General features: G+C 45.3%; 9 protein-coding genes, 1 tRNA gene and 1 other annotated feature. Of the genes, 2 read left to right on the forward strand and 8 right to left on the reverse strand.

What is annotated here, in order from left to right:
• Positions 1–132: 132 nt before the first annotated feature.
• Positions 133–477 (forward strand): winged helix-turn-helix transcriptional regulator, encoded by a 345-nt coding sequence (locus tag DYE48_RS06665; protein ID WP_089650753.1) that lies wholly within the window; start codon positions 133–135, stop codon positions 475–477.
• 162 nt (positions 478–639) lie between these two features.
• On the opposite strand, the gene DYE48_RS06670 is transcribed toward DYE48_RS06665, so the two are convergent.
• From DYE48_RS06670 to guaB, 6 genes are all read right to left on the reverse strand, one after another.
• Positions 640–732: transfer RNA gene (locus DYE48_RS06670), tRNA-Ser, on the reverse strand.
• Positions 733–975: 243 nt separating this feature from the next.
• Positions 976–2,250: a serine--tRNA ligase gene (gene serS, locus DYE48_RS06675; RefSeq protein ID WP_115822966.1), complete on the reverse strand. Its 1,275-nt coding sequence runs from the start codon at positions 2,248–2,250 to the stop codon at positions 976–978.
• Between the two features lie 67 nt (positions 2,251–2,317).
• Positions 2,318–2,539, reverse strand: a binding site (T-box leader).
• Between the two features lie 37 nt (positions 2,540–2,576).
• Positions 2,577–3,167 carry a pyridoxal 5'-phosphate synthase glutaminase subunit PdxT gene (pdxT, locus tag DYE48_RS06680; RefSeq protein WP_089650751.1) on the reverse strand — a complete coding sequence of 197 codons (591 nt, stop codon included), beginning with the start codon at positions 3,165–3,167 and terminating at the stop codon, positions 2,577–2,579.
• A gap of 17 nt (positions 3,168–3,184) precedes the next feature.
• Positions 3,185–4,069, reverse strand: a complete 885-nt coding sequence (gene pdxS, locus DYE48_RS06685; RefSeq protein ID WP_089650750.1) for a pyridoxal 5'-phosphate synthase lyase subunit PdxS — start codon at positions 4,067–4,069, stop codon at positions 3,185–3,187.
• A 119-nt stretch (positions 4,070–4,188) separates the two neighbouring features.
• Entirely contained in the window at positions 4,189–5,520 is a 1,332-nt protein-coding gene (locus DYE48_RS06690; RefSeq protein ID WP_425269293.1) for a serine hydrolase, read from the reverse strand.
• Between the two features lie 104 nt (positions 5,521–5,624).
• On the reverse strand, positions 5,625–7,094 hold the full coding sequence (gene guaB / locus DYE48_RS06695; RefSeq protein ID WP_089650749.1) for an IMP dehydrogenase: 1,470 nt from the start codon (positions 7,092–7,094) through the stop codon (positions 5,625–5,627).
• Positions 7,095–7,267: 173 nt separating this feature from the next.
• On the opposite strand from guaB, the gene DYE48_RS06700 reads away from it, so the two are divergent.
• Entirely contained in the window at positions 7,268–7,984 is a 717-nt protein-coding gene (locus DYE48_RS06700) for a YaaC family protein (protein ID WP_089650748.1), read from the forward strand.
• Positions 7,985–8,001: 17 nt separating this feature from the next.
• On the opposite strand, the gene DYE48_RS06705 is transcribed toward DYE48_RS06700, so the two are convergent.
• Positions 8,002–9,099 (reverse strand): HD-GYP domain-containing protein, encoded by a 1,098-nt coding sequence (locus DYE48_RS06705; RefSeq protein ID WP_115822967.1) that lies wholly within the window; start codon positions 9,097–9,099, stop codon positions 8,002–8,004.
• Positions 9,100–9,308: 209 nt separating this feature from the next.
• Positions 9,309–11,864 (reverse strand): DNA gyrase subunit A, encoded by a 2,556-nt coding sequence (gyrA, locus tag DYE48_RS06710; RefSeq protein WP_089650746.1) that lies wholly within the window; start codon positions 11,862–11,864, stop codon positions 9,309–9,311.
• Between the last annotated feature and the right edge of the window lie 20 nt (positions 11,865–11,884).

Here is an 11,884-nt window from a genome sequence, read left to right on the forward strand (position 1 = left end):
ACAATTGTATAAAATAGAGAGTTTGAGGCTGTTCAGGCAAAACCTTTTTAACTCATATATCTTTCGTGTATAGTGAATCATCGGATATACATGCTAAAAGGAAACATAGGGGATCTAAAGGAGGTAAATGTCATGCCGAAATATAATATACCAGTGGAAGCCGCTCTGGAAGTAATCGGAGGCAAATGGAAGGTCGTCATCCTTTGTCATTTGATCGAAAATAAACGACGGACAAGTGAATTGAAACGATTAATGCCAGGAATCACACAGAAAATGTTGACCCAGCAGCTGAGAGAATTGGAAAGGGATGGAGTCATTAAGCGGATCGTCTATAACCAGGTACCGCCTAAAGTGGAGTATGAACTGACGGAATACGGATGGACATTAAAAGGGGCATTAGACATGCTGTGTGCCTGGGGGGAGCAGCATATTGAAAAGACCTATCCCAATAAAGGAGAGGTATTATTGGATTCCTAAAAAAAGTATAAAAAAGAGCCCTCACCGATCCTGTCGCGTGAGGGCTTTTCTTTGTTTTCATTCTACGAAAATAAATCAAACAAAATAAAAAATCGTTACACGAAGTAACGATTTCTGTTCTATAAAATCTCCAATATTTATGCGCTATTGTTGATAATAATATGGCGGAGGAGGAGGGATTCGAACCCCCGCGGGGCGTAAACCCCCTGGCGGTTTTCAAGACCGCTCCCTTCAGCCGGACTTGGGTACTCCTCCGTGTGACCGACAATAAATATAATATCATGGTTGTCCGAGTCCGTCAACAAAATCCTTTAATTTTTTTAAAAAGAAGTTGTTGTCGAACAATCACGAAAAAATGTCACCTCGTAATTATACAAATTCCCTTCAACAGAGTCAAGAGCGACCCTAAAGCTTTGTCTCCAAAAAACGAAATCAAAAAAACGTCTGGAATCATCAATAGGATCCAGACGTTTTTCCTTTTTTCTCTATTTGTTTTAGTTACTTGATGACTTCTTTTCCGCCCATGTATGGACGAAGAACTTCTGGTACGATGACCGTCCCGTCTTCCTGCTGGTAATTTTCAAGAATGGCTGCAACGGTACGACCGATGGCCAGTCCAGAACCATTCAACGTGTGTACAAATTCAGGCTTTCCTTTTTCTTCTCTACGGAAGCGGATGCCTGCACGGCGCGCCTGGAAATCTTCGAAATTAGAGCAAGAGCTGATTTCACGGTAGGTCTCCTGGCTCGGGATCCACACTTCAATGTCGTATTTCTTCGCTGCTGTAAATCCTAGATCTCCAGTGCACATGCTCATCACACGATAAGGAAGTTTCAACAGCTGAAGGACTTTTTCTGCATGTCCGGTCAGTTCTTCCAGAACATCATAAGACTCTTCCGGCTTTGCCAGCTGGACAAGCTCGACTTTATTGAATTGGTGCTGACGGATCAATCCTCTTGTATCACGACCGGCAGACCCTGCTTCAGAACGGAAATTCGTGCTGAAGGCTACGAACTTTTGTGGAAGGTCTTCAACAGATAGAATTTCTTCTCTGTGGAAGTTCGTTACAGGTACCTCAGCTGTTGGTACAAGGAAATAATCCCAGTCTTCAATTTTAAAAGCGTCTTCTTCGAATTTCGGTAATTGACCTGTTCCTGTCATCGCTGTGCGGTTAACCATTTGTGGTGGCAGCATTTCCTGATAGCCGTGTTCATCTGCATGCAGGTCCATCATGAAATTAAGTAACGCACGCTCTAAACGAGCACCTAGTCCTTTGTAGAAAACGAAGCGGCTTCCAGTAACCTTGGACGCTCTTTCGAAATCAAGGATGCCTAAATCTGTCGCTACATCCCAGTGAGGTTTAGCTTCGAAACCAAAGGTCGGAATCTCTCCGTCTTTTCGTGCTTCGATATTGTCTTCTTCATCCCCACCGACAGGTACACTTTCGTGAGGGATGTTCGGGATGGATAATAGAAGTGTTTCGAGTTTCTCTTCTACTTCTTTCAGCTCTGTATCAAGCGTTTTTATGTGATCGCCGACTTCACGCATTTCTTTAATTTTATCATCCGCGTCTTCCTTCGCTTTTTTCAGCTGGGAGATTTCCTTGGAAACTTCATTACGCTTTGCTTTCAATTCTTCCGTTTCCTGAATCAGCTCACGGCGCTTGCTATCCAAATCGCCGAAGGCATCCAAGTCAGAAAGGTCTTCTCCCCGGTTTTGCAGTTTTCCTTTTACTTCATCAAAGTTCTGGCGTAAGTATTTCATGTCCAACATGTTTACTTCCTCCTTTATATACTCATTTCAATTGATTTGAAGCTAAACAAAAAGCTCCCGTCCCTAAATAAGGGACGAGAGCTTTGGTTTATGCTTCCCGCGATACCACCCAAGTTGAAGGTACATATGACCTTCCGGCTTCACTCATAACGGTGAGTACCGGTCTGACCTACTTCATTCAGTCAGACACTCGAGGATGGATTCACATGGCTTCTCCGTCAGTTCACACCAGCCACTGACTCTCTTTGAGAAGAAGGGACATGTTACTATTTCCTGTCATCGCGTTCAATTATGGTTTGTGTTACATAAGATTAGCGGATTCAGAATTATAATGCAAGTGTTTTTTTAGCTTCTTCTACCATTTTCACAAAATGGTCCGTTAAACGATGGTCGTCCGTCAATTCCGGATGGAAGGAACAAGCTAAATAGTGACCTTCTTGAGCGGCTACTATATGACCGTCATAGCGTGCCAACACTTTCGTATTTTCTCCTACCCCTTCAATGTAAGGAGCACGGATGAATACGGCATTAAATCCTTCTGCCACACCTTCGATATCAAGATCGGCTTCAAAACTTTCTCGCTGGCGCCCGAATGCATTACGACGGACTTTGATATCCATGACCCCTAGATGGACGTCATAAGAACCATCGATTTCTGAAGCGAGTAGGATGAGCCCCGCACACGTACCGAAAATCGGGTTGCCACTTTTTCCGAATTGGCGGATTGGCTCTAGAAACTCGTATTTATCGATCAGTCTGCGGATGGTCGTACTTTCTCCACCAGGGATAATCAAGCCATCGATCTCTTTCAGCTGTTCTGTTCTTTTGACGACGACGGCTTTGGCACCTGTCGCTTCGACAGAACGCACATGCTCACGGAAAGCGCCTTGCAGGCCTAATACACCGATTGTAGTCATGCTGCATTCTCCTTTATTTACTGGCTGCGATCCTGCATACGCTGTTCAGGAGTAAGGGTGGACATTTCCATCCCTTTCATGGCTGTTCCAAGACCTTTGGACAATTCACCAATCAACTTGTAATCGTCATAGTGAGTCGTTGCTTCAACAATTGCACGTGCAAACTTTTCAGGATTGTTGGATTTGAAAATACCAGATCCAACGAATACTCCGTCTGCTCCAAGCTGCATCATCAAGGATGCATCAGCAGGAGTTGCAATACCACCGGCAGCAAAGTTGACGACAGGCAGACGTCCTTCTTCACGGATCTCCATCAATAGATCGAATGGAGCGCCATTATCTTTTGCATAGACCATCACTTCATCTTCGGAAAGTCCGCGCAAATGACGGATTTGAGACTGAACCTGACGCATATGGCTGACAGCCTCTACAATGTTTCCTGTTCCTGGTTCGCCCTTCGTACGAAGCATGGATGCACCTTCACGGATGCGGCGTGTCGCTTCACCAAGGTTACGGCAGCCACATACGAATGGAACTGTGTACTCATCTTTTTTGATGTGATAGATTTCATCAGCTGGAGTAAGAACTTCACTCTCATCGATATAGTCAACGCCCATCGCTTCAAGGACGCGCGCTTCTGTAATATGCCCGATACGAGCTTTTGCCATAACTGGAATAGAAACGGCATTCATCACTTCTTCAACGATCGTAGGATCAGCCATACGAGCGACCCCGCCTGCTGCGCGGATATCTGCTGGAACTCGTTCAAGAGCCATTACGGCTACTGCTCCTGCTTCTTCAGCGATTTTTGCTTGTTCTGCGTTTACGACGTCCATGATGACGCCACCTTTTTGCATTTCTGCCATGCCGCGTTTTACGCGATCCGTACCTGTTTGTGCCATGTTGATTCCTCCCTAACAGCTCTATAGTTTAAGCATTTTATTTCGAATCATAGATTCTTATCCTCTATTGTAACGCATTACTATATTAAATCCCACTGGTTATATAGGGATTTTTTCACCTAAAACCAGCCTTTAACCATATCGACCGCGCCTGTGAAGATATCACTGAAAAATTCACCGATGGCCCCGAGGGTAAGCATGAACCAGTTTGCTTTTTCCACGCTGGAAGAAGTGACGATCTCGACGGTTTGTCCACCTTCAGAAAGGATATTTCCATAGTCTTCTTCCCCGTTGTGTACAAGTTTCGCTGTCCCGACTTTCTGGCCTTTTTCTACAGGCGCAACAAGGTTACCTTCGTCATCCAACTGATCCTCAGAAATGTTGAACTGAATCTCATATTGATCTTCTTCTCCGCTTTTCAACAGTGTGCTTAAGGCTGCACTCGTTTCAATCGCTACTTCCTCTTCTTTTCCTTTTGCGACAGGAAGCGTCGACTTTTCTTCAGGAGTGGCTCCTGCTGCGAAAAGTTCCTGTCGTGAGAATTGATTGAAACCGTAGTCCAGCAGCTTCTCTGTTTGGTCGAAACGGGAGGCCCTGGATTCGGATTTCATGACGACTGAAATGAAGCGTTGTCCGTCTCGTTCTGCCGTCCCTGTAAATGTGTTTTGAGCAAGTTCTGTGTATCCTGTTTTCAATCCGTCCATACCTTCGTACTCGAACTGCTTCAAGTTCTGACCCGGCATGCCTGGAAGCATCCAGTTCCAGTTCGTCACGGTTTCTCCAGCAAATTCAAGTGTCGGTTTGCTTGAGATTTCAAGCGCTTCCGGATAGTCGTTCGTCAAATGGTAAGCGAGAAGCGCTGCAGATTTTGCAGAAAGCATGTTTGTTGCATCCGGATCTGTTCCTTCAGGATAGTTGTCTCCTAAATGAGAGTTATTCAATCCAGTAGAGTTTACGAAATCGTAATCAGGAAGACCCATTTCCGCTCCCTTTTCGTTCATCATTTGAACAAATTCAGCTTCACTGCCAGCAATCAATTCCGTAAGCGCAATAGTTGTTGCATTATCTGAATTAATTGCCATTGCTTCATAAAGTTCACGTACCGTATATTCTTCATCCAATCTCAGGCCAACTCCTGAAAATTCAGGATTCGCCGATATATCAAAAGCGTATTGACTAATTTGTGTTGTCGTATCCCAGCTGATTTGACCTTCCTCAATCGCTTCCATGACAAGATATTCAGTCATCATCTTCGTCATACTGGCAGGAGGTAATGTCAAATCTGCCTCTTTTTCAAATAAAATCTTCCCTGTTTCCGCGTCCACGAGTATTGCCGATTCTGCGCCAACATCTACGCTTGCGTATGTATGTCCAGGATTCATGGACACAGCAAAGAACCCCATAAGCAATGCCACCATCAAGGCCATAGATGTTTTTATTCTTTGTGTCACTTTCTCAACCTCCACCCTTAAAATATGCATCTTTGTTATTTTATCACATGCGTATATAAAAGAATAGACAGGGAAAAGTCCCTGTCTATCACTTTTTATACGGGTCAAACGGAGTAGTTTGGCGCTTCTTTTGTAATTTGAACATCATGTGGATGGCTCTCTCTTAAACCAGCCCCTGTAATTCTTGTGAATTGTGCGTCTGTACGTAAAGCACTGATGGTTGGTGTTCCACAATACCCCATACCCGAGCGGATACCTCCGAGAAGCTGATGTATGGAGTCTGCCAATGGTCCTTTATATGGCATGCGTCCTTCAATCCCTTCAGGCACAAGTTTCTTCGCTTCTTGGTCATTTTGGAAGTAACGATCTTTGGATCCGGATTCCATGGCACCGACAGATCCCATCCCCCGGTAGACTTTGAACCGGCGGCCTTGGAAGATTTCCGTTTCGCCAGGGCTTTCTGAAACACCGGCCAGTAAACTTCCGAGCATAACGGCATGTCCACCTGCAGCAAGAGCTTTCACGATGTCACCTGAATATTTGATTCCTCCGTCGGCAATGACCGGCTTATTGTATTTCTCCGCTTCCTTCGCACAGTCATAGACGGCAGTGATTTGAGGAACACCGACACCTGCAACGACACGGGTCGTACAAATCGATCCTGGTCCAATACCTACTTTTACAACGTCCGCCCCTGCTTCGATCAATTCGCGTGTCGCTTCTGCTGTCCCTACGTTTCCTGCAATGATATTCACTTTTGGATGACGGTCACGGATCCGCTTCACCTGATCAATCACACCCTGAGAGTGACCATGGGCGGTATCGACGACAAGAGCATCGACCCCTGCTTCCACTAATTTATCAATACGCGTCATCGCATCTGCCGTGACACCGACAGCTGCCGCACAGAGGAGACGACCTTGTTCATCTTTTGCTGATAATGGGAATTCGATCACTTTCTCTATATCTTTGATGGTGATCAATCCTTTGAGGATCCCATTGTTATCTACCATCGGTAGCTTTTCAATCTTATATTGCTGCAAGATTTTTTCTGCTTCATCCAGTGTCGTTCCTACAGGTGCTGTGACAAGGTTCTCACGGGTCATGACGTCACTTATTTTAATCGAATAATCTTCGATGAAACGGAGGTCACGGTTGGTGATGATTCCGACAAGTTTCTGTTCTTCCACAGTATTAACGATCGGCACACCGGAAATACGGAATTTCCCCATTAAATGTTCAGCATCAAATACTTGGTGTTCCGGAGTCAGAAAGAACGGGTTCGTAATGACGCCGCTTTCGGAGCGTTTCACTCGGTCGACATGTTCTGCTTGCTCTTCAATCGACATATTCTTATGAATGACGCCAAGTCCTCCTTGACGTGCCATACCGATCGCCATTTTAGCTTCCGTCACCGTATCCATTCCGGCACTGATGATCGGCATATTCAGACGTAATGTCGGAGATAATTCTGTTGCCAGCGAAACATCACGCGGCAAAACATCGGACTTAGCAGGCAAAAGTAGTACATCGTCAAACGTTAAACCTTCTTTTGTAAACTTGTCTTCACGCATGCTTGACCTCTCCTTTTCTTCTTAAAATAGTTTGGGTGAAAGTGGGTAAAATAAGTGGTATATTCTCGTAACACCATTTCTTATTGTTATTTACAATACGACAATGGTCGGGCTTTTTCAACCATAAAAAAATGGGGGAGAATTCCTTTTATGTTAGAAAGGAGGAACTTTCTTTGCACTCCACGGATCCGATTCTCACTTATCTTCAAGTGACCGCACATACAAGACCTTTTTTGTTTGCTTGTTATGAAAAGATCAATCATTCAAGAGCCGAACATCATGCTTACAATAATGCAGAACGGTTCATTCACGGTCTCAGCCTCGGTCAAGATTATTGGTCGACCGCTTTACATACACCCTTGAGTGTAAAGCCTCTTCTTTTTTATTATGGAATGAACCATTTCATCAAAAGCTGCCTGTTGACGGTTGATCCTGGATATCCTGCCACCGCAAAGGTTCTCGCCCATGGGCTGTCGACACGTAAAAGAAAAAAACAGCATTACCGTTTTTTAGAAGACGATATCCGTATTCAGCCGCACGGGTTATTCCCGCACGCAGCTGAGCATTTGTTTCAATTTTCTTCAGAAAAAACCAAGATATCCATGGATGAATTGCTCCGCCCCCTCCCTGGGATGGAAGAGCTGTTTCAACTGAAGAACCCGAGTCCTATCACCATTGAAGAAGAATGGCCTGAGCTGTTGGCGTATTTTGCTGTCCTTTATAACTTGAGTATGCTCGTGCGTTATGAAGGGGAATGGTGGGGAGAGATGGAGCAGATGAAAGATCGTGAGGATTATGTATTCATTGTACATTTTTTAAATTCAGCTGCGGAACGTATCCCGAAAATTTTCGCTTCCTGGCTCAAAGACCAGTTTGCATCCATTTCATGACGCAAACTGGTCTCTTTTTATTCATATACTTCTTCAATATGAAGGTCCAGCTGCTCTTTCAACGGGAGAATCTGTCCATCTTCCATGATTCGCACAAGCGGTCTTGTCGGGTTGGTTTTTTCAACGAAAATCACTTCTGCTTCGCGATGATCAGACAAACGGATTTGGGTCCCCGTAGAATAATTGGTCATTTCTTTAACTAAAGCGCTGATCACTTTATGATCATAGCGGCCGAACTGCTCCTGGAGGATTTCTTCGAGCACTTTATAAGGCGACTGTTTCCTCCGGTACATCCTCTCAGACGTCATGGCGTGGTACATATCACAGACAGCGATAATCTGGCTGAACGGATGGATTTTATTCTGACTGACTCCTAATGGATAACCTGTCCCATCCAATCGTTCATGATGCTGTAAAATAGCGACCTTTGCGTGGTTACTCAACGTAGATATTTTTTCTACGTTTCGGTAACTGTAGGTCGGATGGTTTTTCACCATCTCATACTCTCTCTCTGTTAAAGGGGCCTCTTTCCACGTAATTCGTTCACTGACTTTCGCCATCCCGCTATCAGCAAGAAGCCCGGCTAAACCGACTTGAATCCATTCACCGTAATTGTAGCCCATTTTCGACGCCACATAACTAGATAACAGCCCCATCGCTACACTGTGATGATAGATGTAATCTTTACTGGAGGTATAATGATGGAGCGAGAAAACTTCCCGCCCTGCAGAATCGACAGCTCTCTCAAGGAGGGGAACCATCACTTTGCGGATCGCACTGATGTTTAAAGGCGATCCACCTTGCCATGAAATGAACCATTTTTTATACTCCTGCACAGCAGCTAGGTAGGATTCAAAGAAAGGAAGATCAGGTTCCTCAGAACGCATCTCCTGATATAGATCTTCTTCTTGGTCTGTCGGCTTGGAAGCTATGAAAAGCGAACCGTCCGACCGACGATTGGAAACTTCAACAATATCAATTTTAAATTTCTTCAGTACATCAATATGGACGGGCTGAATGGTCGTATTTTTAGGCACGATCGGTCGATTCGTCCGACCCATGACGTCTTTCGTCAAGAGACAGCCCGGTTCCAATTGTGATGTAGCTACCCTCATGGCAACGAACCACCTTCCACTAGTTTCTTTTATGTAAAGATCTCTTGAATCTCAAATGATATTTATAGTTCTATATTACCATGAATATTTCAACAAAATAGCAAATATTGAAAAATTTAATGGATAAGTATGAATCTGTTCCTCCGCCCTATAAAAAAGTCGCCTGCCGAAATGAATCGACAGGCGACGGATCATGGAAGTTTGCTTACTTATGATTCATCTGACTCTTCTTCTGTTGGTTCGTCTGATGTTTCTGCACTTTCTTCAGAAATCTCATCTTGAGATTCAGCTTCTTTTTCCAGCGCTTCTTCCACCAGTTCTTCTTCCTCTTTTTCAGACTCGACACGAGCAACGGTAGCGACTTCTTCACCTTCTCCAAGACGAATCAAGCGTACGCCCTGTGTGTTCCGTCCTGTTTCAGAAATACTTTCCATTGGCATACGGATTAAGACACCACTGGCAGTGATAATCATGATATCCTCTTCGCCATTGACGGCTTTCGTAGCGACGACTTTACCATTCTTATCTGTCAGATTACACGTAATGATTCCTTTACCACCACGGTTGGTAATCCGGTACTCGTCAGCTGGTGTGCGCTTTCCATAGCCTTTGCTCGTAACGGTGAGCACTTGCAGGGAATCGTCGAGGATTTCCATGGATACGACTTTGTCGTCTTCACGAAGGGAAATCCCTTTGACACCTGCGGCTGTACGTCCCATCGCACGGATTTGATCTTCATTGAAACGGATCAAGTAACCGTTCTGTGTGCCAATCATGATATCTTTCGTTCCATCTGTCAGTCGGACCGAAATCAGCTCATCATCTTCACGCAGTCCGAGAGCGATCAGACCGCCTTTTCGGATATTCGCGAATTGGGAGAGCGTTGTCCGCTTCGTGATTCCGTTCTTCGTTGTAAAGACGAGGTACCAGTCATCAACGAAATCTTCAACGGAGATCACAGCATTGATCCACTCATCACGTTCAACGTTCAACATGTTGATGATCGGAATCCCTTTAGCCGTTCGGCTGAATTCTGGTACTTCATAGCCTTTAGCTTTGTATACTTTCCCTTTGTTTGAGAAGAAAAGCAGGGTATTGTGAGTCGACGTAGATAATAGGTGTTCGACGAAGTCTTCTTCGTGTGTTCCCATGCCCTGCACGCCTCGTCCACCTCTTCGCTGTGAACGGTAAGTGGATGCAGGAAGACGTTTGACATAGCCCTGGTGAGTGACCGTGACGATGACCGTTTCTTCAGGGATCAAGTCCTCATCCTCGATGAAGTCTGTTCCGCCAAGGACGATTTCTGTACGGCGCTTATCATTATAGCGCTCCTTCACATCAAGCAGTTCTTCACGGATGATTTCAAGAACTTTTTCATCGTCAGCAAGGATCGCTTTCAATTCTTGAATTAATTTCATGACTTCTTGATATTCATCCTCTATTTTTTCACGCTCTAAACCGGTCAGTCGCTGCAGACGCATATCAAGAATCGCTTGTGCCTGCTTTTCAGAAAGACCGAAACGCTCCATCAAACCGGTACGTGCGATTTCAGTCGTTTGCGATTCACGAATAAGTGAAATCACTTCATCCAGGTGATCAAGGGCAATACGCAGACCAGCAAGGATGTGAGCGCGCGCTTCTGCTTTTCTAAGTTCGTATTCTGTACGGCGGCGAATGACGACTTTCTGGTGTTCCAAATAGTGCTCGAGGCACTGTTTTAAGTTGAGCACTTTCGGGTGCCCGTTGACGAGTGCGAGCATATTGATGCCGAACGTTGATTGCAGGGCCGTCATTTTGTAAAGGTTGTTGAGAAGGACGTTCGGATTGACGTCACGGCGCAATTCTATGACGATACGCATGCCGTTACGGTCCGATTCATCGCGGAGATCTGTGATGCCATCGATTTTCTTATCGCGGGCAAGATCGGCGATTTTTTCAACGAGACGGGCTTTGTTCACCTGATAAGGAAGCTCGTGCACGATTAAACGGCCTTTGCCGTTGGCTTGTTCTTCAATTTCTACATCCGCACGGACTGTGATCGAGCCTTTGCCTGTTTCATAGGCTTTGCGAATTCCACTTAAGCCGAGAATTTTACCAGCTGTCGGGAAATCCGGGCCATAGATATGGTTTTCCATCAGTTCCTGGATGGTAATCTCCGGGTCCTTACTAAGAGCGAGGACTGCATCAATAACCTCACCAAGCTGATGTGGAGGGATGTTCGTCGCCATTCCTACCGCAATTCCTGAACCGCCATTGACGAGCAAGTTAGGAAATTTGGCTGGAAGCACTGCAGGCTCCCGCTCTGTTCCATCGTAGTTATCATTGTAATCGATCGTATCTTTGTTGATGTCCCTTAGGATCTCCATAGAAATTTTGGACATACGTGCTTCCGTATAACGCATGGCGGCTGCGGCATCTCCGTCCACCGAACCAAAGTTTCCGTGTCCATCGACGAGCATGTATCGATAGTTGAAGTCCTGTGCCATACGCACCATCGTGTCATAGACAGCAGAGTCCCCGTGAGGGTGGTATTTACCGATGACTTCTCCTACAATACGTGCCGACTTTTTGTAAGCTTTGTCCGAATGCATACCAAGGTCATGCATCGCATATAATATCCTTCTGTGTACAGGTTTCAGGCCGTCTCTGACATCAGGAAGGGCACGGGCTACGATGACACTCATCGCATAATCCAGGAATGAGGTGCGCATTTCGTGACTGATGTTGACTTCCTGTACGCGCGGACGTTCGGGTTGATCCACCATTCTTTTACCTCCTAGTTACC

The organism is Halobacillus trueperi (genome assembly GCF_003386945.1).
GTDB lineage: Bacteria > Bacillota > Bacilli > Bacillales > Halobacillaceae > Halobacillus > Halobacillus aidingensis.

Bases quoted from the DNA above. Each gene is read 5' to 3' on its own strand.
- DYE48_RS06665 (WP_089650753.1), top strand. From the start codon at position 133: ATGCCGAAATATAATATACCAGTGGAAGCCGCTCTGGAAGTAATCGGA.
- serS (WP_115822966.1), bottom strand. From the start codon at position 2,250: ATGTTGGACATGAAATACTTACGCCAGAACTTTGATGAAGTAAAAGGA.
- pdxT (WP_089650751.1), bottom strand. From the start codon at position 3,167: ATGACTACAATCGGTGTATTAGGCCTGCAAGGCGCTTTCCGTGAGCAT.
- pdxS (WP_089650750.1), bottom strand. From the start codon at position 4,069: ATGGCACAAACAGGTACGGATCGCGTAAAACGCGGCATGGCAGAAATG.
- guaB (WP_089650749.1), bottom strand. From the start codon at position 7,094: ATGCGTGAAGACAAGTTTACAAAAGAAGGTTTAACGTTTGACGATGTA.
- DYE48_RS06705 (WP_115822967.1), bottom strand. From the start codon at position 9,099: ATGAGGGTAGCTACATCACAATTGGAACCGGGCTGTCTCTTGACGAAA.
- gyrA (WP_089650746.1), bottom strand. From the start codon at position 11,864: ATGGTGGATCAACCCGAACGTCCGCGCGTACAGGAAGTCAACATCAGT.